Below are 26,535 nucleotides of genomic sequence, written 5' to 3'. Positions count from 1 at the left end.
TGGAATCGGTGGTGCCGCTGCCTACGTTACCGGTGCCGGCAGCCTGCACACCGGTGTTGTCCAATGTGATCAGGTTGGTAGCGTCGGTAATGCTGACGGTCGGGGTGAAGGTGGCAGTCCAGGTGATGCCGCCATCGCTGCTGCTCACCGCGCTCAACGTGCCGTTGGCGATGGTCAGGTCGGCATTGGAGAAACCGCTGACGGCTTCGCTGAAAGTGATGGTCACCAGTGACGTTTCACCGATTTTCAACGCATTGTCGGCGACCACGATGGTGGCTGTCGGCAGCACCGTATCGATGGTGTAGTTGCCGGAACTGGTGGTGCCGCTGCCGGTGTTGCCGGCGATGTCGGCCACACCGGTATTGTTCAGGGTGATGACGTTGCTCGGGTCACTCACGCCGACGGTTGGCGTGAAGGTCGCGGTCCAGGTGATACCGCCGTCACTGCTGCTCACCGCAGTCAGGGTGCCGTTGGCAATGCTCAGGTCGGCGTTGGTGAATCCGCTCACCGCCTCGGAGAACGTGATGGTCACCAGCGAGGTTTCGCCCGCTGTCAGTGTTGTATCCGCCAGCACAATCGTGGCGGTCGGGCGCACGGTGTCGATGGCGTAGTTGTTGGAATCAGTGGTGCCGCTGCCGGCGTTGCCCGCCAGATCCGCGATGCCGGTGTTGTCCAGGGTGATCAGGTTGGTCGTGTCATTGATACTCGCGGAAGGTGTGAAGGTCGCCGTCCAGGTGACGCCGCCGTCGCTGCTGCTGACGGAGGTCAAGGTGCCGTTGGCGATGGTCAGGTCGGCGTTGGTGAAACCGCTGACCGCTTCACTGAAGGTGATCGTCACCAGCGAGGTTTCGCCGATTCTCAGCGCCGTGTCCGTCACTACGATGGTTGCCGTTGGCCGCACGGTGTCGATGGCATGGTTGTTGGAGTCGGTAGTGCCGCTGCCGGCATTGCCCGCCAGATCAGCCACGCCGGTGTTGTCCAGGGTGATCAGGTTGGTCGTGTCGTTGATGCTCGCGGAGGGCGTGAAGGTGGCGGTCCAGGTGATGCCGCCGTCGCTGCTGCTCACCGCAGTCAACGTGCCGTTGGCAATGGTCAGATCGGCGTTGGTGAAACCGCTCACCGCCTCGGAGAAGGTGATGGTCACCAGTGAGGTTTCGCCGATTCTCAACGCAGTATCCGTCACCACAATGGTCGCGGTTGGACGGAGTGTATCGATGGCATGGTTGTTGGAATCGGTAGTGCCGCTGCCGGCGTTGCCCGCCAGATCGCTGACCCCGGTGTTATTCAGGGTGATCAGGTTGGTCGCGTCATTGGTGCTTGCGTTCGGGGTGAATGTGGCGGTCCAGGTGATGCCACCGTCGCTGCTGCTCACCGAGGTCAACGTGCCGTTGGCAATCGTCAGGTCGGCGTTGGTGAAACCGCTGACCGCTTCGGAGAAGGTGATCGTTACCAGTGAGGTTTCGCCGATTCTCAGCGCCGTGTCCGTCACCACGATGGTGGCCGTTGGCCGCACGAAATCGATGGCATAGTTGTTGGAATCGGTGGTGCCGCTGCCGACGTTGCCCACCAGGTCGCTAACCCCGGTGTTGTCCAGGGTGATCAGGTTGGTTGCGTCAGTGATGCTCGCGGTCGGAGTGAAGGTCCCCGTCCAGGTGATGCCTCCGTCGCTGCTGCTTACCGCAGTGAGCGTACCGTTGGCGATGGTCAGGTCCGCGTTGGTGAGACCGGTGACGGCCCCATCGAACGTGATAGTCACCAGCGACGTTTCGCCAATTTTGAGGGCCGTATCGCTGAACACGATGCTGGCGGTCGGGCGTACGGTGTCGACGATGTAGTTGTTGGAGTTGGTGACACCGACGCCGGCGGTGCCCAGAAGGTTAGTCACTCCGGTATTGTTCAGGGTGATGACGTTGGTCGTATCGGAAATACTGGCGGACGGCGTAAACGTTCCCGTCCAGGTGAGGCCGCCATCGCCGCTGCTCACCGCAGTCAAGGTGCCGTTGGCGATGGTCAGATCCGCATTGGTGAAACCGGTCACGAACTCGGAGAAGGTGATCGTCACCAGGGACGTTTCGCCGATGCCCAGTGAGGCATCGGCGAGCACAATGGTCGCGGTCGGTGGCGGTGCATACGCGGTGTTGAGTATGCCGCCGTCGTTGTAGATGGTCGCGACAGAGGTCGGCGAGGTACCGGTTGAACCTCCGCCCTGCGCGGTACCGCCTGTACCACTGGCCGCGGCATTACCGGCCAGGGCGGCGAAGTTGGCGGCCGTGATCAGCAGCGTACCTTTGTTCCAGACCGCACCGACGCCCCGGCCGCCCACGCCGCCATTGCTGGCATTGCTGCCCTGGCCACCGCCACCGCCACCGCCGCCACCAGCGCCGATGTTGTTGCTGATAGTCGACGTGCCAACGATGGTCATGGTGCCGCTGCTGGCGTTGTAGATCCCGCCCACCGCATTGCCGCCAGCGCCACCCACCTTGTCCCAACCAGCCCCACCGCCACCACCACCAATGGAAATCGTGCCATTGGTGGCCGTCGCACCGTTACCGCCGTTGCTGTAATAGGAAACGCCTATGCCGCCAGCCCCGCCAGTGGTGGTACCGCCGCGACCGCCCATGTGGGTGGCGTCATAACCGCCGCCGTAACCCCCGACACCGCCGCCGCCCGCCTGGCCGCCCAATGTGCCGGTGCCCGGCCCTGCCGAACCACCATGCCCGCCGCCCTGGCCGCCCAAACCGCCGCCACCGCCCCCCCCACCGCCGTAAAAAGCGCCGGTGACACCGCCGCCGCCACCGCCACCAGAAGCGGCGTTGGAGGTCACGGTAACGTTGTTGAGGGTCAGAATCCCTGCGTTGAAAATCCCCCCGGCCATCGCGCCCGTGGCGCCGTAGCCACCGTTGCCGCCCGTGCCCGACACCAGGCCACGGGTGATCACCAGGCCATCGAGGGTCACGGTGCTGCCGGACGTCACTTCAATCACTCGAGTCCTGTACTGGCCGTCGAGAATCACGTCAGCCGCACCGTCGTTGTTCAAGTCGCCATCAACGGTGATGTTCTTGTTGATCAACAGTTCTGAGGTCAACTGCACCGTCATGCTGCCGTTGAACGTGACGATATCGCCGTTCTGCGCCGAGGCGATCGCCGCGCGCAACGAACCGACGCCGGTGTTGGCGTTGTTGGTGGCGGTCCAGGTGGCCAGGCCCCACTGATAGTCGCTCATGGCCGTGGTCGAGAGGACGTTGGCGCTTTCGATGTTGCCGGTGGCAATTTCCAGATCCCAGTCACCGCCAATACCCGTGCGGTTGTTCGAAGCCGCTACATCGCGGCCGGTCATTTGCGCCAGCGAATCGACGAAGCTCAGGCCACGCTCGCCTTCGGCGGTGTAGCAGCCGTAGATCAGGATGTCGCCGCCGGCGCTGATGTCCTTGCCGATTTCCGCCAGCACCGCGCTGCGGGCGGCGATGTTGTCGGCCGACAGATAGCTGTCGCCCAGCCACAGGTCACCGGCGTTGCCGTGGGCGATGATCTGCACCGAGCTGATGCCCTGATGCTGATCCAGGTATTGGGCAATCTGTTGTAGCCCATCCGTGCCCGCGTCCAGTTTCACGACCTGGGTCCCGGGGGCGACGCCTGTGAGCAGGCTGTCGGCATCTTTCACCCGGGAGTCGACGAACACCACGCTCTGCCCGGGCACCGCTACGGGGCTGGCTGTCGGTGTGGCATCGGCCTGGCCATGGGTGTCCTTGCTCGCCATCGGGTGATCGGCGGTCGGCGCCTTGGCGGCATCGGCTGTGGAATGGCTGTCCGCCTGGGCGGCGGTATCGGCCACCGTGGCGGCGACGGCGCCGTCGAAGAGCATGCGTGGTTCAAGGAACATGATCATGGGCGCCGCTGGCGTCCGTTGGCCTTCGTTTGCCCGTGACTTTGCCTTTGCCCCGCCAGAAATGGTCCACCACATGCTGCTCACCCGAACTCGAACGAATATACGTAAGGCATCAATGAAAAACGCCGCGATCAAATGTTCGCGGCGTCGGACTTCATACGAATGACATTAGCGGCGCTGGCAGAGCCATCGAGCCAAAAGGACAAGTCTGAGTATTGCTTGAACAGATCCGGCGGCAGGATGGTTCGCCGGGCCTGTACCGCAATCCTGGGTCTGACCTTGTGCAGGCCGGTCACCCCGAGGGCTTGATCGAATTCCGGGGCGTCGTAAGCCAGGTGTTCGAAGTCGTGCTCGAACCAAGGCTCGCCGATAAAGTCATAGACCAGCCGCAGCACCCGCTCCGGAGCCTGGGTCAGCAAGTCATAGTCGATGATCAGCAAGGAGTCGGCATGTTCGCCGTAATAGGCTTCCTTGAGCGCCGCCCAGGCAAAACCCACCAGGCGATTGCGCTGGGCCAGGGTTTCGCAACGGCTGTAGACGGTGTTGCGCTCGACGGCATCGCCGAAAAGCTTGGTGTTTTCATAGGGATTGGCGCGGTAAAGCCGCTCGATGCTGTCCATGATCCAGGCGACGTTGCGCACACAGGCAATCACCCTGGCCTTGGGAAACAGGTCGTTGATGGCCGGCAGCCGGGCGCTCCAAAGGCGGTTGGTGTCGAACACCACCGATTTGTCGGCCTTGTCGGCATAGAAGGAATCAAACAGGCCGTGCAAGAGGCGGCGGCGCATGTCGGTGTCGATCACCGCGCCGAACTCGCTGCCAGCGCTGCACTGCTCCAGAACACCGGAAAACAGGGAACCCACAGGGCTGGTCATTCCGGCATGGAAACGCGGGTTCTGCAACAGGATTGCAGAAAGCAGGGTCGAGCCCGAGCGCGGCAAACCGGAAATGAAATGAAAATGGTGCAAGTCCCTTCACCGTATTCGATAGTCCTTTGTAGGACAAAGCGTAGTCGATCGATAAAGCCTCGACTAGTGGTGCTTTGATATCAAATTGAAGCTAAACCGACTTGAAACCAAGCTTTGCGCAACCAGTGGAGGACTTTAACGACGACAGCCCCGGGGGCGTGTCCACCGGACAAACTCTACCCCGCCACGACACCCACAATCTACGTCTACGCTGTGGCGTGGCGTGACCGAGCCACGTGAAGAAAAGGAGTCGACACCCCCAGGTGTCTGGCAGCCGCGTGGCGCGCCAACCACCAACCTGAAGGATGAGGATTCATGGAAGTATTTATCGGCACTATCCAGCCTTTCGCCTTTGATTTCGCCCCCCAGAACTGGGCCCTTTGCAATGGCCAGACGTTGAGCATTTCGCAATGGAGTGCATTGTTCTCGCTGATTGGCGTGAACTACGGTGGCAACGGCCAGACCACCTTCATGTTACCTGACCTGCAGGGTCGATTACCGATGGCCCAAGGCACTGGTGCCAATCTCAGCACGCGCACCATTGGCGAGATTTCCGGTACCGAAAACGTCACCGCGACCATCAGCAACATGCCCAACCACACCCACCAGATGTCCGGACTGACCGCCACCACTACCCTGCAACTGGCCAATCCCTCGAGCAATCCCGTAAACGTGCCAACGGCAACCAACTCCTTCATCGGCGCTTCGAGCGGCGGACCGGGGACGGCGAATATCTACTCCGATCAACAAGGGGCAACGGCGGTGGCGCTCCAGGGCGTAACCACCACCGTCACCGGAGAGATTGCCTCCACTGGCGGGACCCAGCCCATGAGCGTGATGAACCCGTTCCTGGTCATCAACTTCAGCATCGCTCTGCAAGGGTATTTTCCATCGCGCGGCTGAAGGTTCGCCGGGGGCCGCGCGCCCCCGGCACTGTTCACTTTTCGGAGCCTGATCATGTTGCAAGCGGTTCAAAGCCATCATTTCCAGCCCCTGCTGGGCCAGACCGTCGCCCTTCGCCTGCCCGACGGCAGCGAATTGCCGGTGCAGATCGAACACCTTGAGGACTCACCCCGCGCCCGCATGCGCAACAGTGAGCGCATGCCATTCAGTGTCGAGCTCAACAGCCTGGTCCCGACCGATTTTGTGGACGGGTTATGCATGCTGCAATTGCCGGAACTGGGCGAAGTGGAAAACATTTTCGTTTCCCGGGTACCGTCGATGGGACGTGATCCGCAGCGAGGCTACTTCTACATCGCCTTCAACTGACCCTTTTCTGGCTCGCAGTGCCTTCAGCCTTGCGGATACCACACCAGTCGTTGTGCCGCGACGTTGTATTCCTGCACTGCAAAGCCCAGGGCCAGGTAATGCCCAAGCGCATGAGGATTGCTGGCCCAGACCACCGTCGCCACCGGGCAACGAATCTGTTGGGCGGCTTTCTGCACCCCCTGCAGTACCGCCCGCCCATACCCCTGCCCCCGCGCCGCCGGGATAAAGGCCAGATACAGCACGCGGATCTCGTTCGCCCCGAAATCAGTGCTCAACGCGCCGATCGCAGTGCCAAGCTTCTCAACCACGTAATGCATGGCATTGGGGAAGTTTTCACCCAGACCTTGCTCCTGCACCTGGAACTGCTGGGCCACAACCTGTTCGACCACCTCCACGCTGTCGTCGATCCATTGCAGGTCCGGTCGGGCCGATTGATACAGGCGCTGCAAAAACGGCCCGTCACTGGCTAGCGAAGGCCGTACCACCAAACCTTCGGCTGCCACAGCATTGTTGTTCGCCATCGTCGCTCTCCTTAAAAACCGCTTTCCCTGACTCCCAGCGCCGCCATGCGCCGCCAGGCGACCCCCAATAACGACTCGCCGCTGCCCTGCAACACTGCCACGCCACGCAGTGGCTGCACCGGCGTCGGCGCCGGTTCGAGGGTCATCAACCGCGCACCGTACTGCGCCTGTACCGGCTCGGCCCGCTGAGACTGATCGCGGCGCACGGCAATCGGCCCGTGGTGATCGGAAGTCAGCGCCTCCTGATCGACAAACGCCGCACCATTGGTATCGATTTCGCTCAATTGCACGGCAATCGCCGGGTGCATCGGATCGTCCGCGATAAACCGTCCGGTGGCACCCGGTGCCACGCGCCAGAGCTCCGCCTCGGCCAGATAGCCGCGCAAGCGCACACCCCGCTCGACAACCCGGGCCAGCGGCTCCCGGGTCGACAGCCAGCGCCCCACCGCCCATTGCGGCAGCAGATCGCGCACCGTGCCGGCATGGGGGGCGCGCAATAGCAAACGCTCGCGCTGAGCCGCCAGCCCCCGGTATTCCGCCACCGCTTCGGCCAGGCGCTGCTCGACGATCCCGGCATCGGAAGCCGTTTCGCTGCGACTGGCCTGACGACGCATCTGCAACTGCTGAATCTCGATCTCCCGGCGCGCGATGGTCTGGCGCGAATCGAGATCCGGGGACTCCAGTTCGATCAGGACATCGCCCTGCGCCACCGCCTGCCCGTCCTGCACATTCACCGCTTTGATCCGTGCCGCCACTGGCGCATGCAAGGTACTGACCCGGCCCGCTTCGAGCATGGCCGGCACCTCGACGGCACTGCGCCACGGCAGGATCAGCAGCAGCAACAGCCCGAACAACGCCAGGCTGCTGAGCAGCACCCGCGGCCCATGCGCCTGCTCGCGGCGGCCCCACCACTGGCGCCATTCACTCATGATGGGCAGAAAGATGAACCACACCAGTTCCACCAGCATCAGGAAGATCCCCAACACCTTGAAGAACAGGTGGTAGACCGCCAGAGCGATCCCGAAAAACAATGCCGCGCGCCATAACCACGAGCCATACCCCCAGATCAGCAAACGCCGTTGCATTGTCGGCGACCAAGGCTCCGGTGCCGCGGCACCGTAACCGAATAAAAACTCGCGCAGGCGCCAGCGGCACAAGGCAAACGCCCGACCTTGCAGGTTATCGACCTGCCAGAAATCACTGAGCAAAAAATAACCGTCAAAGCGCATGAACGGGTTGAGGTTGACCACCAACGTCGTGATCCACGTAGCACTGGCGAGCATGAACGCCGCGGTGCGAGCCGGCCCGTCGGGCAGCAACGACCACGCCAGCAAGGCCATGCACGCCAACAGCAACTCGGCCAGCACACCGCCCGCGCCAATCAGCAACCGGGCCTTGCGATCATTGACCCGCCAGGCATCGCTGACATCGGTATAAAACATCGGCAGCAACACCATGAACGCCACGCCCATGCTCTGTACCCGGCACCCGGCGCGCTTGGCCATGAACGCGTGACCAAACTCGTGGCAGAGCTTGGCGAAGAACAGGGCCACACCAAACGCCAATGCACCGCCAAGGCTGAACAAATGCGGAAAGGTCGCGATAAACCGCTGCCAGTCCCGCGACACCAGAAACACCCCCAGCCCCAGTACAGCGGGCAATCCGTAGCGCAGCGCCCGCGGGCCAAAGCGCTCCAGCCATGGCCAGGCACGATTGAGAAAACGCTCGGGACGCCACAGCGGAATACGAAAAAACAGGTATTGATGCAGCAGCTGCTGCCACAGGCTCTGGCGCTGGGCATCCGCTTTAAGGCTGTAACTGGCCCGCTGTTGGGGATCGAGGGCGGTAATCAGGTCGTGGCTGCGCAAGAACACCAGCAACTGCTCAAGATCCGCAGCGTCCAGTGCCAGTCCCGGCTCACGATTGGCCGCTTGCAGGACTTGCTCGGGCTCACCCAGCGACCAGTGGCGCAACAATCGCATGGCCGTAGTACCGAGCTTGAAGTAACGTCCCCGCACCGGGTCGGCCAGCGTCCAGCAGGGCGCACCGTCCAGTGCCGGCGCTGCCGGGGACAATTGCAGGTCGGCACGCAGACCAGGCAGGCTCACTTACAAGCCCACGCTCTGACGCAAACCAGCCAGCGGTCGACGCAGCAGGTACAACGCCAGCGGCGCCCGGTCACCGAAGATTTTCGCCGTGCCGCGCAAACCGATGCGCGGGGGTGCCGCGTCGAAATTCGCATCCAGGCGATAGGCCAACTGCCCGCCCGCCGTGGGCTGCGCTTCATAAGCCGAACGTTCGAGCCTGGCCAGATGCCGTTGCAGCGGGTCACTGTCGAGGAACAAGGCGACCTCGGCGCCGGGCTCCAGGGAAATCGCATCGCCCACGGCCAGTTCGATACGCAATTGCGCCTGCGCCGGATCGGCGATTTCCATCAGCCGTTCGCCCGTCTGCACGGGCTTGCCGGTCCAGCGGTCGGCATCGGCAAATACCGCGATGCCATCGCGCTCGGCGCGCACTTCGCTGCGCTTGAGCAGTTCACGGGCGTAGTCGCGCTCGGCGCGTTTCTGTTCGACCCGGGCGGCCAGCAAATCCAGTTTCGAGCTGGACTCGGCATCGGCGAACGAGCGCTGGGAGTTGGCCTTGAGTTCCGCCTCGGCAACCCCGAGGGCGCGTTCGGCGACATCGGCCTGAGCCTTGAGCGTGGTGCTTTCGAAGCGCAGCAGCAGATCGTCGGTCTTCACCGTCTGGTTGGGTTTGACCAGGAATTCGGCAATCACACCGTCCAGCGGTGCCGCCACCACCCGACCGCCCAGCGGCACCACTTCGGCCGGCGCCAAAACGGATTGGCGCACCGGGATCAACAGCCCGAGCACTAGCATTGCCACCAGCAATGCCTGGCGTTTGCGCGTCCAGCGCAGGCGCCATGGCTTGCGCGGTTGCAACGCCTGCCAGGCGTGGCTGTAGCTATCGCCCAGTTGCGACAGCAGTACTTGTTCGCCAGGGTTCCACGGAACATCCCGGGCCAGCCACAACCCGCCGAACACTTCGCCCTGGCGATCGATCAGCGGCAGCCAGAACACCTGCGCAGCCGACAGGCTTTGCCATTCATCCTGCAGCGATTCGCTGAGGACATCAGCGGCAACCACCCGCGCCTGCTGCAACTGTTCGCGCTTGAACAACTGCGCCACCGCCTGCTCGACGAACGCTACAAAGGGTGAATTCGGCTCCACCACGCTGACACCGGTCACGGCCTGCACCTTCCCGGTGATCAACAGTGCCGCATGGCGAAAGCCAAACAGCGCCTGGCCATCATTGACCAGGCTGTAGGCCAATTGGACGGGCGTTTGGGCTGCGCGGGTCTGGCGCTCCAGATCAAGAAAACGTGCGAACACCTGCTCGGCACCGCCGCTCACCGGCGCGTTCACTTGAACTCCGCGAAATGCGCCGTGCCGCTCATGCCCGCCAGCAACCCGCTGGCATCGGGCACGCTGGCCACCAGCAGCAAGGTCTGACTGCCTTCATCGATTCGCGCGCCCAGGCGCTTGACCGTCGCGTCCAACGGCGTGCCGGTTTCATCGGGAACAAAACTGAAGGTCTGCCCGGGCTTGAGTCGGGCCATCCAGCGCGAGGGCACCAGCAGATGGATTTCCAGGGTGCGATTATCGACTACGTCCAGCAATGGCGCGCCGGCAGGAACGCTTTCATAGCGCTGTACCTTGCGCTCGACGACCTGGCCATCGAACGGCGCCAGCACGCTGCAACGCTTGACCTGCACTTGATACACCTGGGACTGCGCCTGGGTTTCGCTGACCTTGGCCTCGGCACGTGCTACTTCGAAACGCCCGACCGAATTCAGCGCGGCCAGTTGCCGGTTGTGCGCCAGCTCTTCACCTGCGCCACGGCTGGCCGCTTGAGCGGCATTGAGCTGCGCCTGATAGGCCGAGCAATCGAATCGCGCCAGGGTATCGCCCTTCTTGAACGATTCCCCCTCGCTGAACGGCAACTCGACAATCCGCCCGGGCACCTCACTGGCCAGTACGGCCTGATCCCGGGCACGCAATACACCGCGGGCCTCGGCACTGGTCGCAGCACTGGCGCCTGCGTCCATTTGCGCAAGCGGGTCGTCTGCCCCAGGCGTTTGCGCCTGGACAGCGCTCGCGACGAGGACCGATCCCAACCCCAACACACAGAAAATCCGCATGACCGCACTCCCTTTCGGATCAACGGAGTCTACGACAGCGGTGACTAGCGTCAAGCAGATGGCCATCATTACCTGTGTATTAGCGCTGCGCCGTCTCGCTCAACGGATACACCGACTCCCAACCTCCACCCAACGCCTTGTACAACCCGACGGCTGCCAGCGACACGCCGGTCGAGCTTTCGACCCACTGCTCCTGCGTGGCCAGCAACGCCCCTTGCACGGTGAGTACGGTGACGAAATCCACCACGCCCTCAACGTACTGCTGCTGCGCGGTGTTCAGCGCAATGCGGTTCTGGCGTACGGCCTCGGCCAGGCTGTCGCGGCGTAACTGGCTGGTGTTGTAGGCGGTCAGTTGGTCATCGATTTCATGCCAGGCGCGCAACACGGTTTGCTGATAGGCAATGGCCGCTTCCTGTTGTTGTGCTTCGCGCAACTCGAGCACGCCACGCAAGCGGCCGCCGTCGAACAACGGCAAAGAGAATTGCGGGCCGATACCGAACGAACGCGAACCCCAGGAGCCGAAATCGCTCAGTTGCATGGCCTGGGAGCCGATGTTCCCCGACAGGGTGATGCGCGGATAGAAATCGCCCTTGGCCACGCCAATGCTGGCCGTGGCGGCATGCAGTCGCGCTTCGGCCTGGCGAATGTCCGGTCGACGTTCAGCCAGTTGCGAGGGCAAGCCAATGGCAACCTGGCGTGGAGTTTGTGGCACTGGGGCGTCTGTGGATAACTCCGCCGCCAATGCCTGGGGCGCTTCGCCCATCAACAGGCTCAAGGCATTGATCAGTTGCCACTGGCGCTGCTCCAGCGCGGGCAGACGCGATTCGATGGCCGCCACCTGCGCGGCGGCTTCGGCGACATCCAGGTCCGTCGCGACGCCGTCGGCCAGGCGCAGTTGCGAAAGCTTCAGGCTATGGCGGGCGACGTCGAGGTTCTGCTCGGTGACGAGCCGGGTGTTCTGCACACCGCGCAATTGAATGTAGTCCTGGGCGGTTTCGGCCAGCACCGACAGCAGCACACCACGCCGATCGTTCTCGGCGACCTCCAAAGTGGCGTCGGCCGCTTCGGTTTCCCGACGCACGCGGCCCCAGAAGTCCAGCTCCCAGGAAGCGGAAAAGCCGGAATTCCACAGGTTGAAGGCGGATTGGCCGTTGTGTCCTGACGGGTCGTTCAAGCCTTCACCGCTGTTGCGATTGCGCCCGTAACTGCCACTGACGGCCGTGTTGGGATAGCGGTTGGCAGTGATGACCTGACGCACCGCACGACTTTGCTGCAGACGGTTCCCGGCCAGTTTCAGGTCGAGGTTGTCGGTCAGGGCGCGTTGGCTCAGGGCCGAGAGTTTCGGGTCGTTGAACACTTCCCACCAACGCTCGGTCATTGTTTCGGCGATGGCCTGGCTGGTGGCTGCCTTTGATGGTTTTGCCCATTCGGTGATCTGCTGTGCATCAGGCTTCTGGAAGTCCGGGCCGACGGTGCAGGCTGACAAGCTCAGCACAAGCAAGGCAGAAAAAGTCAGGCGAGGCTGATGACCTCTTCGCGAGCAAGTCGGATCGCCGCACCGCCGCTCCCACAGGGGAATGCGATCAACTGTGGGAGCGGGCTTGCTCGCGAAGGCGCCAGCGCGATCAACGAAAATCTTCATCGCTGAACAACCTCTTTCGCCTTGGCGGTGGCGGTATCAATACTCGCCTCCACCGACATCCCCACCCGCAAGCGCTCGGCCAGCGACTGCCCCGGCTCCAGCACGATCTTCACCGGTATCCGCTGCACCACCTTGGTGAAGTTGCCGGTGGCATTGTCCGGTTTGATCGCGGCGAACGTCACTCCGGTGGCCGGTGCGATGCTTTCGACACGACCGTTGAGTGCCGCACCGCCCAGGCTGTCGACGCGCACTTGCACCGCCTGCCCCGGCTGCACATCCGTCAGTTGCGTTTCCTGGAAATTGGCCATCACATATGCCTGCGCCAGCGGCACCACGGCGAGGATTTTGCTGCCCGGAGTGACGTAGGCGCCGACCCGCACCGCGCGTTCGCCGACCATGCCGTCCTGTGGCGCGACGATCCTCGTATAAGACAACTCGTAGCTGGCCATTTCCAGCTTCGCTTGCGCCCGTTTCAACCCTCCTTCGGCGGCATCGCGCTGGGCCGTGAGGATCTCCACCTGCTTGCGTTCCGCCGCCAGTACCGCCGTGGTATTGGCCTGCCGCGCGGAGGCCTGGTCGATGCGAGTTTGGGCTTGTTGTGCGTTTTGCACCGTGCCGGCGCCCACCCCGGCGAGGTGCTTGTAGCGGTTCAATTCATGCTCGGCAAACGCCATTTCCGCCTTGGCCGAAACCACCGAGGATTGCGCCTGGGCAATCACCGACGCCTGGCGTTCGAGGGTCGCCCGGGCGTTTTGCAGTTGCGCCCTGGCCACCAGTGTTTCGGCATCGGCGGCCTCGGCGGCTGCGCGCAGATCCCGGTCATCGATCAGTGCCAGTAGCTGCCCGGCCTTGACCTGCTGGTTGTCCTCCACCAGCACCTGCTTGATAAATCCGGCAACGCGCGGCACGACCAGGGTGAAATCCGCCGAGACATAAGCATCGTTGGTGTTCTGCCGGGTACGCTTGCCGAACAGGCCGGGCATCGCCAGGTACAGCAACACACCGACGGCCAACGCGACGACCACGGCAACCGCGACTTTCTGCTTTGCTTGAGTGTTCATAAAAACCTTCTGTATCAGTGGAGCATTCAGGTCGGTGCGCGCGGCGGATAGATCCGCGTCGGCAGCCAGAAAATCAGCAGGATCAAGGTCACGGCGATACCGGCCATGCACAGGTAAAGATCAGAGGAAGTGAGCACCACCGCTTGCTCATGCAGACGATGAGCGAGACCTGCGCTGTCTTGTTCGGCCATTGGCGAGTTGCCGAGGCGGTCGACCAGCATGGTCGAGTGAAAATGCAGTCGTGCCGTGGTCAACGCTTCGATCACCCCGGTGGCGATGACCGCCGACAGGCCTTTGACGGTGTTGAACCAGGCCGATGCGAACGGCCCTTCCATCGGGTTGATGCTGCCGGTGGACAGCATCAGCAGCGGCAACACCGCCATGGGCTGACCGAAAATCTGCAGCCATTGCTGCACGTAGAAATCATCTCGAATCCACGCGGAAGTCAGTTGCGAGCCGCCGACGCACGACAGCGCCAGCATGCTCAGGCCGATGCCTAATACCCAGCGGCAATCGACCCAGCGAAAGTTGCACAGGGCCGCCACCAACGGAAGTGCGATCAATTGCGGCAGCGCCGCCAACAGCATGATCGGCGCGGTCTGTACCGGGCGATAACCCTGGACCTGCGCCAGGTAGCTGGACGGAATGATGATCACCGCCTGCAACACCACCAGCACGCCCGCCAGGGTCAGCAGGGCGAAGGACAGGTTGCGGATACCGAGCATCTGCATCTTGAAAAACGGAATTGGCTGCGACCACTCGCCGGTCAAAAACAGCACCAGCAGCAACAGCCCGCCGCCGAGCAATCCGCAGATCAGGCTGGACTCGAACCAGTCCAGGCGGTTGCCCTGCAGGATGCCGATCACCAGCATGCAGATGGCGGGAAAACCCAGCAGCACACCGCGCCAGTTGAAGGACTTGAAGCGCTCCAGACGCAGCGGGTCCTGCGGCAAGCCGTACGCCACTGCGGCCATGGCAATCAGGCACGGCGCGATGATTTGCCAGAAGGTCCATTGCCAGCCGACATACTCGGTCCACAACCCGGCCAACGGCGTGCCCAGGCCCGGACCGAACGTTGCCGTCAGGGCATAACCGGCCAGGCCATACAACTTCACGTTGGCGGGCAGAAACCGCAGGGCCACGGTCATCAGCATGGGTGGCAATGCACCGCCCGCCAGGCCTTGCAAGGTGCGCAGCAACAACAGGCTTTCGTAATTCGGGGCGAAGGGGCACAACACGCCCAACAGGGTGAACAGGCCGATGGCCCACAGGGTGAAGCGCCGCAATGAGAACGTCACCGCACACCACGGCGCGAACGCCATGGCCGCCACCGACGTCGCGGTGTAACAGGCCACCAGCCAGGTGCCTTCGTCGTAGCCGATGGCCAACGCACCACGGATATCGGCCAGGGCGACTTTGGTCACCATCTCGTTCAGGCCAGACACCAGCACCGCCAGCAATACGCCCACCAGGCCGATGATGATTCGCGGGCCAAAGACAGGTGGAGCGGCTGCCGCGCTGGCCGCAGCAACAGGTGCCGTGACCGTAAGGGAAGTCATGTACTGCAAGCTCCGGCGTGGAAGGACCGAAGCATTTTAGGAAGCGTGATGCCTGACGAAAATCAACTTATCGGCAGGTTATAAGTGCGCTAGACGCAACGATACAAAACCTTGTGGGAGCGGGCTTGCTCCCACAGGGGTTCAGCGGTGACTTTCAGGTTGAGCGGCCAACCACGTTTCATCGCAGCAGGCTTTCAGCGTTTCACGCAGCCAGCGGTGGGCCGGATCCTTGTCGAAACGCGGATGCCAGGCCTGGGTCAGCATCAGGGTCGGCAACGGGATCGGCAGATCGAACGAGCGCAGCTTCAGCCCGAGCCGCCGCACACTCAGCAGTGCCTCTTTGGGCACCGGCAGGATCAGGTCGGAATCGGGCAAGGCGAACATCGCCGCATGGAAGCTCGGCGCGATCACCGCCACCCGTCGCTCCAGCCCCAAGGCATTGAGCGCGGTATCGATCGGCCCCCGGGCAATGCCACGCCGGGACATGCTGATATGCGAGAACCCCGCGTAACGCTCCGCCGTGATTTCATCGTCCAGCAACGGATGATCCTCGCGCACCAGACCAACGAAGTGGGTGGAAAACAGGTTCTGGACCTTCACTTCCGGCGTCAGCGGCCGGGTGTTACTGATGCTCAAGTCGATCCGCCCTTCGCGCAACGCCTCATCATCGCCATCGCCTTCCGGGACGAAGCGTAATTCGCAGTGCGGCGCCTGCCGGTCGAGGGTGTCGAACAGCTTGCCGCCGTAGACGCCGACAAAGAAGTCGTTGGCCCGAATACTGAACCGCCGCCGCAGCGAACTCAGTTCCACAGCATCGGCCGAACGAAACAGCAGCCCGGCCTGCTCCACCACACTGCGCACCTGCTCGCGCAATTCCAGCGCCTTGGGGGTCGGTACCAGGCCACGGCCGGCGCGCACCAGGATCGGATCGCCAATGGCCTCGCGGATGCGCGTCAATGTCCGGCTCATCGCCGCCGGGCTCAGGTTCATCCGCCGCGCGGCGCCCACCACACTGCCCTCGTCGAGCAAGGCGTCGAGGGCGACCAACAGGTTCATGTCCGGGAGTTGCATTGTGAGCACTCGTGCCTGATCTTTATTGAGTCAGGTGCAATGCTAGCAAACTCAACTCAGCCATTGTGCAAGCGGACTTCACACAAACAGTCAGTCAACGTTGCATCCCCCAGCGTTTCACCGTCACCCGCTCCAACGAATCAAACACCAGATTCTCCACCAGCAACCCAATCAGAATCACCACCGCCAAGCCAGCAAACACCTTGTCCGTGTACAGCTCATTGCGATTCTGAAAGATGTACCACCCCAGCCCGCCCTTCCCACTGCTCGCACCAAACACCAGCTCAGCAGCAATCAACGTGCGCCAGGCAAACGCCCAGCCGATCTTCAGGCCGGCAAGGATCGACGGCAATGCTGCCGGGATCAGGATGAACAGCACAAAGCGCATGCCCTTGAGGCCGTAGTTGCGCCCGGCCATACGCAGGGTTTCCGAGACGCCGAGGAAGCCGGCGTAGGTGTTCAGCGCCAGTGCCCAGAGCACCGAATGCACCAGCACGAAAATCAGGCTGTTCTGGCCCAGTCCAAACCACAGTAGCGCCAACGGCAGCAGGGCGATGGCTGGCAAGGGGTTGAACATCGAGGTCAGGGTACTGAGCAAGTCGCGACCGAATTGCGTCGACACCGCCAGCGTGGTCAGGGCAAACGCCAGGGCGATGCCGATCAGATAGCCCTTGAGCAACACCACCAGGGAAATCCACACCTTGCCCAGCAATTCACCGCTGAGCAGTCCGTCGTACAAGGCGTGTGCGGTTTGCACAAAACTCGGCAGCAGCAGGTCGTTGTTTTGATACCGGGCAACAGCTTCCCACAGCACGGCGAGCAAAATCAGGATCAGGCTTTTACGCAACCAGCCCTGTTGCCACAGGCGTTGGCCTAGGGGTAATTCCCGCTCCAGCGGCACGCTGGTCAGTGGCTGCAAAACCGTTTCGAACTCTTCACGCGGGGATGATAAATGGCTCATCGGGCCCTCCTCTCAACTGGCTCAATAAGCGATGCGGATGTCGGCGAAATCCAGTTCATGTTCGGCTGGCAGTGATTGACCTTCGTCGAACAACAGCCGGTGAATACGTCGCGCCGACTCCTGAAACGCCACACCGCCGAGGCTGTGCAAATCGTATTGGTGGCTGTGGACTTCCGCCCTCACCCGGCCCGGATGGGGTGACAGCAACAGAATGCGATTGCCCACCACCTGCGCCTCTTCGATAGAGTGCGTGACGAACAGAAGCGTGAACCGTACTTCCTCCCAGAGCAGCAGCAATTCTTCCTGCATCTTGCGCCGGGTCAGGGCATCGAGCGCGGCAAAGGGTTCGTCCATCAACAGGATTTTCGGCTGCATCGCCAGCGCCCGAGCGATGGCGACCCGGGCCTTCATCCCACCTGACAGGGTGTGTGGATAAGCCTCGGCAAACGCCGCCAGGCCGACCTTTTCCAGATAGTGCAGCGCTCGCTCTTCGGCCTCCCTGCGCTTGAGGGTTTTCGAGGCCAGAAGCGGAAACATCACGTTCTGTTTGACGGTTTTCCATGGCGGCAGTTGATCGAACTCCTGGAACACCACGATCCGGTCCGGCCCCGGCGCATCGACGCGCTGGCCTTGCAGACGGATCTCGCCTTCCACTGGCTGGATGAAGCCGGCGGCGGCCTTGAGCAACGTCGACTTGCCGCAGCCGGACGGCCCGAGCAGGACAAAGCGGTCCGCCGGATCGATCTCGAAACTGACTTGATGGGTCGCCCGCACCACCCGCTGCGGCGTGCGGTATTCGAGGCTGACGTTATCAACCGACAGCAGCGCCTGGGCCGCCGCGATCGGTTTGCTGACCGTGTGGCCTTGCAAGGGGGCGTTCATGGTGGTCAGCTCCCTTGCAGCGGCTTGGCATCCTGGAAGAAGTAATCCTTCCACGAGTCCGGCTTGTTTTTGATCGCACCGACGCGGTAGAGGAACTCCGCCAGCGGGTAGGTGTTTTTCGGCGTGACGCTGAATTCGAACTGCGGGTTGTCGATGATCTTCAGCAACGCGGCGCGGTCGATCTTGGCCTTGGTCACGCGGATGTAAGTGTCCGCCGCTGCGCCTTTGTCGTTCTGGGCAAACGTGGCCGCTTCGGTCAGCGCATCAATGAATGCCTTGTAGGTTTTCGGGTTCTCATTGCGGAATTTCTCGGTGGCGAACAGCACCGTCGGCGAGTTCGGACCGAGCAGGTCATAGGTGTTCAGCACCACGTGCACATTGGGATTGGCCAGTTCCTGATCCTGGAACGGCGGGTTGGAAAAGTGTCCGCTCAGCTCGGTGCCGCCGGCCAACAGCGCAGCCGTGGCATCAGGGTGTGGAACGGCGATGGTGTACTTGTCGAGGCGATTGAAGTCCTTGTCACCCCACTGTTTGGCCGCCGCGTATTGCAGGAAGCGCGACTGCACCGACACGCCCACCGCCGGCACCGCGATACGGTCCTTCTCGGTGAAGTCGGCGATGGTTTTGACCTTGGGGTTATTGCTCACCAGGTAGTACGGAAAGTTACCCAGGGAAGCCACGGCCTTGACGTTCTGCTTGCCGTGGGTGCGATCCCAGATGGTCAGCAGCGGGCCGACACCGGCGCCGGCAATGTCGATCGAGCCCGACAGCAACGCATCGTTGACCGCCGCGCCGCCGGAGAGCTGGGTCCAGTCGACCTTGATGTCGATCCCTTCCTGCTTGCCGTACTTCTCGATCAGGTTCTGATCGCGCACCACATTGAGCAACAAATAAACGATGCCGAACTGTTCGGCGATGCGGATTTCACCTTCGGCGTGAGCCACGGTCGGCGCCACCAGGCTGCCAGCGATCAGGCTGAAACCCAGGCCGATGGCCGCGGCCAGCGGTGCGAATGGAAGACGTTTGGACATGATCAAATCTCCGACAAATCAGAAAGGCGCGTCGCCCTGGATGGTGGTGCGATACAGCTTGCGGCGCAGATGGCCGGGGCATCCGGCGGCGAGGTGGATCAGCGAACGGTTGTCCCAGAACACCAGGTCATGGGGCTGCCATTGATGGCGGTAGATGTTTTGCGGCAGCACGCTGTGGACATAGAGCTCGGTCAGCAGTTGCTGGCTCTCGTCTTCCGGCAGGCCAACGATGCGGGTGGTGAACCCTTCGCTGACGAACAACGCCTTGCGGCCGCTCTCGGGGTGAGTACGCACGACCGGGTGGACGACTTCGGCGACCTGGGCGAGCTGCTCAGGCGTCAGGGTCGGGCGCCAGTTGCCTTCGAATTTGGTCTCGCTATAACGCGCCGTGTAGGAGTGTGCCGCCGAGCGGCCTTCCACCGCTTTGCGCAACGCGAGCGGCAGGCTGTCCCAGGCTTTGTGCATGTCGGCGAACAATGTGTCACCGCCTTCTGACGGCAGCTCCTGGGCATGCAGCATCGAGCCCAGGCTCGGCAGCTCCTTATAGGAAAGATCGGAGTGCCAGAACTTCCCAGCATCGCCGAGGCCGATGTTCTGCCCGTTTTCGACGATGTTGGAAACGATGAGGATTTCCGGATGCCCTGCCAGCAGGAACTGTTTGAGTACATGGATCTGCAACACGCCAAAACGGCGGCTGAAATCGATCTGTTGCTCAGGGGTTATGCGCTGGTCGCGGAACACCACCACGTGATGATCCAGGTGGGCGCGGTGAATGCGGGAAAAATCGTCATCATTGATCGGACGGGACAAATCGAGACCGATGATCTCGGCGCCCACCGCTGTGCTGAACGGGCGGATTTCAAAGAACTGTGGCGCGATGCTTGGCGAAGCTGAAGCTGCAGACATAAATCACTCCCACGCACGGCACGCTCAAAGGCGCGCGCGTCGATCAGAAACTCACGGAGGTCCCGTGTTGGTTCGTGTCGTGCGGCGCGCCGATTGGTCGGCAGGTACGCAGGAGATTGACTTTATAGATATAAGAATTGAATTTTAAATACTGTTAACGAATAACGATATGGCAATTGATGAGGGACTGAGTGGATGGCCGAGTGACATTATTTGTCACTTTCTGACAAGGTTTTGGTGTTTTGACTGGCCCCATCGCGGGCAAGCCCGGCTCCCACAAGGTTCATTGTTGAAACACGATCATGTGTTTGACACAAAAACCTGTGGGAGCCGGGCTTGCCCGCGATGGGGCCAGTGAATCCACTGAAGATCTAGAGATCTAGCGCTCGTGCAGCGCCTCGGCCCGCGCGCGGATGATCGGCTTGAGCAGGTAGCTCAGCACGGTCTTCTTGCCGGTGATGATGTCCACGGAAGCCACCATCCCCGGAATGATCAGCAACGGTTTTTCATCGGTGCCCAAGTGGCTGCGGTCGGTGCGCAGCTTGATGATGTAGTAGGTGGTCTTCTTGTCTTCGTCGGTGATGGTGTCGGCACCGATCTGCTCGAGCTTGGCTTTCAACCCGCCGTAGATGGTGTAATCGTAGGCGGTGAATTTCACCGTCGCTTCCTGTCCCGGATGCAGGAATGCGATGTCCTGGGGGCGGATCTTCGCCTCGACCAGCAAGGTGTCGTCCAGTGGCACGATTTCCACCAGGTCGCTGCCTGGCTGGATAACCCCGCCGATGGTATTGACCAGCAACTTGTTGACGATACCCCGCACTGGCGAAGTGACCAGCGTCCGGCTGACCCGGTCTTCCAGGGCCTTGCCGGTGGCCTGGGCCTTGTTCAGGTCGGTGCGTGCTTCGTTGAGTTGGGTCAGGGCTTCGCTGCGGAACTTGCCACGGGTTTCATCGACCTTGCGCTGCACTTCCTTGATTGCCGATTCGGCACGCGGAATGGCCAGGGTGGTGGCGTCGAGCTGACCACGGGTCTCCGCTTCGGCACGCCTGAGGCGCAGGACTTCCACCGGCGATACCGCGCCCTGGGCCACCAACGGCTCGGACATGCTGATCTCCTGACGCTGGAAGCCCAACTGCTGGCGATACTGCGCCTGCTTGGAAGTGAATTCGCGCAGCTCTTGCTGGCGCTGGATCAGTTGCTCCTGCAAGCCGCCAATTTCATCGTGCAACTGTTGGCGACGGCTTATATAGAGCGACTCTTCGCTCTTGGCCTGACCCGGAACGGCCTTGAGCACATCCTCGGGGAAGTTCAGCGGGCGATCTTCGACCTCGGCGCTCAGGCGTTCGACCCGCAGCAGCATCGACAAGCGATCGGCCTCGGTTTCACCGACGTTCGAAGCAAATCGCGTGTCATCCAGGCGAATCAGCGGTGCGCCGGCTTCGACGATCTGGCCTTCCTTGACGAACAGCTCGGCAACGATACCGCCTTCAAGGTTCTGGATTTTCTGGATCTTCGACGACGGAATCGCCTTGCCGTCGCCCTTGGTCACTTCGTCGATCACCGCGAAGTTGGCCCAGAGCATCAGAAACACAAAGAACGCGATGATCGCCCAGATCGTCAGCCGCACCACCCGTGGCGCATCCTCGATCAGCGCCTTGTTGACCTCCGGCAGCGGCTGGCCCTGAAGTGAAGCAGAGCCTTTGAAGTAGCGACGGATCGAATCCTTACCCGACTTAAGCAACACTGATCTGCCCCTTCTTCAACGCTTCCATCACCGCGGCTTTCGGGCCGTCGGCGAGTATCTGCCCGCGGTCGATCACGATCAGCCGATCCACCAGCGACAACAACGATGCCCGGTGCGTCACCAGCACCATGGTCTTGTTTTCGATCACCGCCGCCAGGCGCTGCTTGAGACGCTCTTCGCCGGTGTTGTCCATGGCACTGGTCGGCTCGTCGAGCAGCAGGATCGGCGGGTTGAGCAACAGTGCACGGGCCAGGGCGACGTTTTGCCGCTGACCACCGGAGAGGTTCTGCCCGCGCTCGCCGACCTGCAGTTCATAACCCTGCGGATGCAGGCGCGCATACTCGTGGACGCCGGCCAGTTCCGCGGCTTGCAGCACCAGTTCGTCCTCTACATACCGCGCCCCGGAAACCAGGTTGTCGCGCAAGGTGCCGGCGAGCAACTGAATGTCCTGGGGCACGTAGCCGATGTTGTAGCGCAGTTCGCTGACGTCGATCTGGCGGATATCCACACCGTCGACCAACAGCGTGCCGTCATCCGGCTGGTACAGCCCCACCAGCAATTTCGCCAACGAGCTCTTGCCCGAGCCGCTTCGGCCAATGATGCCGACCTTCTCGCCGGGACTGATCGACAGGTTGATGTTCTTCAGCGCAAGGTTCTGCTGTTGCGGGTAGGTGAAGTTGAGCTGGCGGCACTCAATACCGCCCTGCAGCACCTTGCGGCTGAGCGGACGTTCTTCGAAATTGCGCTCCTGGGGCAGCTCCATCATCTGGTCGACCGAGGTCATGGTCACCCGCGCCTGCTGATAACGAGTCAGCAGCCCGGACAGCGACGCCAGCGGGCTGAGTGCACGGCCACTGAGCATGTAGCAGGCAATCAGGCCGCCCATGCTCAGGTGACCGTCGATGATCTGGTACACGCCGAAGACGATCATGATCACCCCGGCCAGTTGCTGGATCAGCAAGGTGATGTTCATCGCCAGGCCGGAGAGCATTTTCACCCGCAACTCAAGGCGGCTGAGGGTGCCGATGGTCTGCTCCCACTGATACTGGCGTTCGCTTTCAGCATTGTTGACCTTCACCGCATCCAGGCCGGCCAGGGTTTCGATCAGGCTCGACTGACGCTCGGCCCCCAGCGCCATGGTCCGTTCCATGGTCGCCACCAGCGGTTTCTGCAAGGCATAGCCGATGGCCAGGGCAATCGGGAATGCCAGCACCGGTATCCATACCAGATGCCCGCCAAGGATCGCGATGACGATGAAAATCAGGATGGTGAACGGCAGGTCGATCAGGCTGGTCAGTGTCAGCGAGGCGAGGAAGTCCCGCAGGCTCTGGAACTCATGGATGTTCTGGGCAAAGCTGCCGACCCGCGCCGGCCGGTATTTCATGGCCATGCCGACGATGCGCTCGAACAGCGTGGCGGAGATGATCAGATCGGTTTTCTTGCCGGCCAGATCCAGGCACAGGCTACGCAGGCTTTTCAGGATCAGGTCGAAGAGGTAAGCGCCCGTGATGCCGAGTGCCAGCACCCAGAGTGTCGCTTCGGCCTGGTTCGGCACCACGCGGTCGTAGACGTTCATCACGAACAACGGCGCGGCCATGGCAATAATGTTGATCAGAAAACTGGCGGCGATGGCATCTGCGTACAACCAGCGCGAACGCTTGAGGGTGTCGCGGAACCACGAGCGCGCACGCGGAATCAGCGTGCCGTGGTTGACGTCGAATTTATGCTGCGGCTGGGCGAAAAAGACCTTGCCGATGTAGTCGTCGACCAGTAACTCACGGCTGACCAGGGACTCACCGCCATCGCTTTCGCTGAGCAGTACCCGCACCTGATCTTCACCTTGCCAGCCGAGCAGGACGGCACTGCGACCGTCCTTGAGCAGCAACAATGCCGGCATGGCAATCGCCGGAATTTCCTCCAGCTTGCGTTGCAGCACCCGACCTTGCAGCCCCGCGCGAGCGGCCGCACGCGGCAGCAACTCGACACTCAGGCGCTGCTCGGGTAGCGGCAGGCCGGTGGTCAGCATTGCCGCGCTGGCAGGTTTCTGGTGCAGCATGCAAAGAGCGAGCAGACCATCCAGCAACGGATCGTCATGCAACGCGCGCGGATCATGAATGAGTTGAACCCGACTGACTTCTGATTCCACGCTCGGCACTCTTGGCTAACAATTGAACAATGAAGGTCCTGCTCAATTCATACCGGGCAATTGGACCTTGGGCTTCAAGTCGTTCTGCACAACGGATGCCAATGGTGCGACCACTCCCTGGCTCTTGAGCAACTCGCCCATGGTCGCCTTGATTCGGTACTGAGTAAATAGCTGAATGTTCTTGATCTCCACCAGACGGCGCGAAGAGGTGAACAGTTCGTTCTCACTGTCGAGCAAATCGAGCAAGGAGCGCTCGCCGAGGGTGAACTGACGCTGGTAAGCGGTACGCACCGCGGTGCTGTGATCGACGTATTGCTGGGCGATCGGCACCTGCGCGTTGGCATTGTTCAGGGCGTTCCAGGCCAGGCCCAGCTCTTCATTCAATTGGCGCAGGGCGTTGTTGCGGATATCCAGCGCCTGGTTCGACAGGTAGGACTTGGATTCCAGATCGGCCTTGTTGCTGCCACCGGAATACAGGTTGAAGCGCATGCGCAGCATGGCCTGCCATTCGTTATTGTGGCCATTCTGACCATCAATGTCGTTGTCCGCGGAGCGACCCAACTCAGCATCGAAGCGCGGGTAGAACGTCGACTTGGCCGTGTCGTACTGCTTCTCGGCAGCGGCGATATCGGATTCGGCCGAGCGCAGGATCGGGCTGTTTTCCAGCATCTGCGCACGGGCCTCATTCAGGTTGGCCGGCATCAGCGCCAGGAAACTCGCCGGGCGCTCCAGTTGATCCGGCATCTGGCCGACAGCGGAGAGATAGTTGGTTTCGGCGTCAGCCAGGTTGGTCTGTTCGGTGATCAGGTTGTTGCGCGCCTGGGCCATCCGCGCCTCGGCCTGATCGAGGTCGGCGCCACTGCCGACGCCACGCTGGGTGCGTAGCTGGATCTGGTCGTAAATACGTTGGTGGCTCTTGAGATTTTCCTCGGCCAGACGCACGAATTCGCGGCGGGTCAGTACGTCGAGATAGACCTGGGCCACAGTCAGCCCGGTGCGCTCGGAGGTACTCAGCAGCGAGTAGGCGCGGGAGTTGACGGTGGCTTGTTGACGCCCGACTTCGCTGGACGTCGCAAAACCGTCAAAGACCATCTGGGTCAGTCGCAAACTTGATTCACTGCGATTCAGGGTTTCGAAGTGATTGTTGCCGTCATCTCGCGTCGTCACGCTATCGGTGCCTTCACGACCATAACCGCCCAACAGGTCGACCCGTGGCAAGTACCCGCCTTTCGCCGCCTTCAACTGATAATCAGCAGCCAACCGGCTGTTGACGCCTGCCTGGACTTCCGGATGGACATCCAGCGCTTGTTGCATGGCTTCTGGTAAGGATTGCGCCTGGACGAAGGACGCGGCGAGGGCGAAAGGTATAGCCATGAACAAAGGCGAACGCATTGTAGGAATTTCCCAGGACTTCTTGTCTTGAATCACGACTGAACAGCGTGCCGTGTCGGAAGATGGCGAGCGGAATGACCGTATGTCGGAAAGCTCAAAAGCGGAACCGGATCACATACCGAGGACAGGTCACAGCTCAAATATCAATGTGACATTACTGGGACGATTGTTTAGGATGGGACTCAGAAGGTCAATAGTTTGGCATAAAGTTAATAGCGAAAAATTATAGCCAAATTATTGACGATTTGATGCGTCAAACTTGTGCATCTATTTTGCAATGTACGTCCAGACTGGTCGGCGCAGACGCCATCAGGTCCATGGAAGCCAACTGAACGTGACACCCCGGAGAGTCTTCAATGAGCAGTGTTGTTGCCAACGTCAAAAGCATTGTCGGTCAGGTTTTCGTGGTGTCCCCAGAGGGCATCCGCCGCGTTCTCGTTGAAGGCGACAAGCTGTTTGCCGGCGACCAGATCGACACCGGCCTTTCCGGTGCCGTGTCTCTGGAACTGGCCGATGGCCGCACCCTCGATCTGGGCCGTGACACCCAGTGGAGCGCTGACACCCCGGACTCCGGCACTGACCTGGCAGCCGCCACCGCGCAGGCCGCGCCGTCCGTTGAAGAGCTGCAACAAGCCATTGTCGCCGGTGCCGACCCGACCAAAGACCTTGAAGCCACTGCTGCGGGTCCGACGGCGTCGAGTTCTGGCGGTGCCGTCGGTGGCGGTCACAGCTTCGTGATGCTTGACGCTACGGCTGACCGCGTCGACCCGACCATCGGTTTCCCGACCGCGGGTATCAACTCTGTCGCGCAAACCACCCTGGAAACCCCGGCTGGCCAGACCACCAACGTCAACACCAACGCCAACGCCAACGCCAATACCCCGAGTGAATCCGTCCTCAGCCTCAGTGCCACGCCGACCATCACCGAGGCCGGAGGCGTGCTGGTGTACACCGCGACCCTGACCCAGGCACCGCTGAGCGACCTGACTGTCACCTTGTCCAACGGCGCCGTGATCGTGATTCCCGCGGGCTCGACCACCGGCACCGTCAACGTGCCACTGGCTGCGAACGACACTGTCTATAACGACGCAACCCAGATCGAAGTAACCGTCACCGGCACCAGCGGTGGAAACGGCATCACAGTGACGCCGCCGACTACCCCGGCCGTGACCACCATCACCGACTCCGTGGACACCACCGGCCTGACCCTGACCGCCACCGGCAACATCACCGAAGGCGGCCAGATCACCTACACCGCCACCCTGAGCAACCCGGCCGGTACGCCGATGACC

General features: G+C 61.8%; 20 protein-coding genes. 3 read left to right on the top strand and 17 right to left on the bottom strand.

Translation table 11 applies throughout. The annotated features are described in order from the left end of the window. Both PMI34_RS16070 and PMI34_RS16075 read right to left on the bottom strand, forming a co-directional pair. A partial coding sequence (locus PMI34_RS16070; RefSeq protein ID WP_008049439.1) for an Ig-like domain-containing protein occupies nucleotides 1-3,886 on the bottom strand: 3,886 nt, incomplete at its 3' end. A 131-nt stretch (nucleotides 3,887-4,017) separates the two neighbouring features. After that, nucleotides 4,018-4,854: a sulfotransferase family protein gene (locus PMI34_RS16075; protein WP_032829606.1), complete on the bottom strand. Its 837-nt coding sequence runs from the start codon at nucleotides 4,852-4,854 to the stop codon at nucleotides 4,018-4,020. Nucleotides 4,855-5,169: 315 nt separating this feature from the next. Here PMI34_RS16075 and PMI34_RS16080 point away from each other — a divergent pair, with 315 nt between their 5' ends. Together PMI34_RS16080 and PMI34_RS16085 are read left to right on the top strand one after the other, a co-directional pair. After that, entirely contained in the window at nucleotides 5,170-5,757 is a 588-nt protein-coding gene (locus tag PMI34_RS16080) for a phage tail protein (RefSeq protein WP_008049433.1), read from the top strand. Nucleotides 5,758-5,811: 54 nt separating this feature from the next. Next, entirely contained in the window at nucleotides 5,812-6,123 is a 312-nt protein-coding gene (locus PMI34_RS16085; RefSeq protein ID WP_008049431.1) for a DUF6916 family protein, read from the top strand. A 23-nt stretch (nucleotides 6,124-6,146) separates the two neighbouring features. On the opposite strand, the gene PMI34_RS16090 is transcribed toward PMI34_RS16085, so the two are convergent. The 15 genes from PMI34_RS16090 to PMI34_RS16160 all read right to left on the bottom strand — a co-directional run bounded on the left by PMI34_RS16090 (nucleotide 6,147) and on the right by PMI34_RS16160 (nucleotide 25,243). Then, nucleotides 6,147-6,644, bottom strand: a complete 498-nt coding sequence (locus tag PMI34_RS16090; RefSeq protein ID WP_008049427.1) for a GNAT family N-acetyltransferase — start codon at nucleotides 6,642-6,644, stop codon at nucleotides 6,147-6,149. An 11-nt stretch (nucleotides 6,645-6,655) separates the two neighbouring features. Then, nucleotides 6,656-8,752 carry an HlyD family efflux transporter periplasmic adaptor subunit gene (locus tag PMI34_RS16095; protein ID WP_008049425.1) on the bottom strand — a complete coding sequence of 699 codons (2,097 nt, stop codon included), beginning with the start codon at nucleotides 8,750-8,752 and terminating at the stop codon, nucleotides 6,656-6,658. Further along, entirely contained in the window at nucleotides 8,753-10,072 is a 1,320-nt protein-coding gene (locus PMI34_RS16100) for an efflux RND transporter periplasmic adaptor subunit (RefSeq protein WP_008049424.1), read from the bottom strand. Then, a complete protein-coding gene (locus tag PMI34_RS16105) occupies nucleotides 10,069-10,848 on the bottom strand; it encodes an efflux RND transporter periplasmic adaptor subunit (protein WP_008049423.1) in 780 nt (259 codons plus the stop codon). The genes PMI34_RS16100 and PMI34_RS16105 overlap by 4 nt, the downstream gene beginning before the upstream one ends. 79 nt (nucleotides 10,849-10,927) lie before the next feature. Continuing rightward, a complete protein-coding gene (locus PMI34_RS16110; protein ID WP_008049422.1) occupies nucleotides 10,928-12,490 on the bottom strand; it encodes an efflux transporter outer membrane subunit in 1,563 nt (520 codons plus the stop codon). Beyond that, on the bottom strand, nucleotides 12,487-13,551 hold the full coding sequence (locus PMI34_RS16115) for an HlyD family secretion protein (protein ID WP_008049418.1): 1,065 nt from the start codon (nucleotides 13,549-13,551) through the stop codon (nucleotides 12,487-12,489). Before PMI34_RS16115 ends, PMI34_RS16110 begins: the two co-directional genes overlap by 4 nt. A gap of 26 nt (nucleotides 13,552-13,577) precedes the next feature. Next, nucleotides 13,578-15,110: an MFS transporter gene (locus tag PMI34_RS16120; protein WP_008049416.1), complete on the bottom strand. Its 1,533-nt coding sequence runs from the start codon at nucleotides 15,108-15,110 to the stop codon at nucleotides 13,578-13,580. A gap of 141 nt (nucleotides 15,111-15,251) precedes the next feature. Next, nucleotides 15,252-16,181, bottom strand: coding sequence for a LysR family transcriptional regulator (locus tag PMI34_RS16125; RefSeq protein ID WP_008049414.1), 930 nt, complete (start codon nucleotides 16,179-16,181; stop codon nucleotides 15,252-15,254). A gap of 94 nt (nucleotides 16,182-16,275) precedes the next feature. Beyond that, the gene (locus PMI34_RS16130; protein ID WP_008049413.1) at nucleotides 16,276-17,142 is read right to left on the bottom strand and encodes an ABC transporter permease; all 867 of its coding nucleotides are present in this window, start codon (nucleotides 17,140-17,142) and stop codon (nucleotides 16,276-16,278) included. A gap of 21 nt (nucleotides 17,143-17,163) precedes the next feature. Next, entirely contained in the window at nucleotides 17,164-18,024 is an 861-nt protein-coding gene (locus tag PMI34_RS16135) for an ABC transporter ATP-binding protein (RefSeq protein WP_008049412.1), read from the bottom strand. 5 nt (nucleotides 18,025-18,029) lie between these two features. Next, nucleotides 18,030-19,055, bottom strand: a complete 1,026-nt coding sequence (locus PMI34_RS16140; protein ID WP_008049411.1) for an ABC transporter substrate-binding protein — start codon at nucleotides 19,053-19,055, stop codon at nucleotides 18,030-18,032. A gap of 18 nt (nucleotides 19,056-19,073) precedes the next feature. Next, complete coding sequence (locus PMI34_RS16145; RefSeq protein ID WP_008049401.1) at nucleotides 19,074-19,961, bottom strand: TauD/TfdA dioxygenase family protein; 888 nt, start codon at nucleotides 19,959-19,961, stop codon at nucleotides 19,074-19,076. Between the two features lie 379 nt (nucleotides 19,962-20,340). Further along, entirely contained in the window at nucleotides 20,341-21,705 is a 1,365-nt protein-coding gene (locus PMI34_RS16150; RefSeq protein WP_008049400.1) for an HlyD family type I secretion periplasmic adaptor subunit, read from the bottom strand. Next, nucleotides 21,695-23,851 (bottom strand): type I secretion system permease/ATPase, encoded by a 2,157-nt coding sequence (locus tag PMI34_RS16155; RefSeq protein WP_008049399.1) that lies wholly within the window; start codon nucleotides 23,849-23,851, stop codon nucleotides 21,695-21,697. The genes PMI34_RS16150 and PMI34_RS16155 overlap by 11 nt, the downstream gene beginning before the upstream one ends. Nucleotides 23,852-23,893: 42 nt before the next feature. After that, complete coding sequence (locus tag PMI34_RS16160; protein WP_008049398.1) at nucleotides 23,894-25,243, bottom strand: TolC family outer membrane protein; 1,350 nt, start codon at nucleotides 25,241-25,243, stop codon at nucleotides 23,894-23,896. A 356-nt stretch (nucleotides 25,244-25,599) separates the two neighbouring features. On the opposite strand from PMI34_RS16160, the gene PMI34_RS16165 reads away from it, so the two are divergent. Next, nucleotides 25,600-26,535, top strand: a 936-nt coding sequence (locus PMI34_RS16165) for a retention module-containing protein (protein WP_008049397.1), incomplete at its 3' end; no start/stop codon positions are given.

The sequence above is a fragment of the Pseudomonas sp. GM74 genome, from assembly GCF_000282455.1.
In the GTDB taxonomy this organism is placed as follows: Bacteria; Pseudomonadota; Gammaproteobacteria; order Pseudomonadales; family Pseudomonadaceae; genus Aquipseudomonas.
This window is presented reverse-complemented; position numbering and strand designations above follow the sequence as displayed.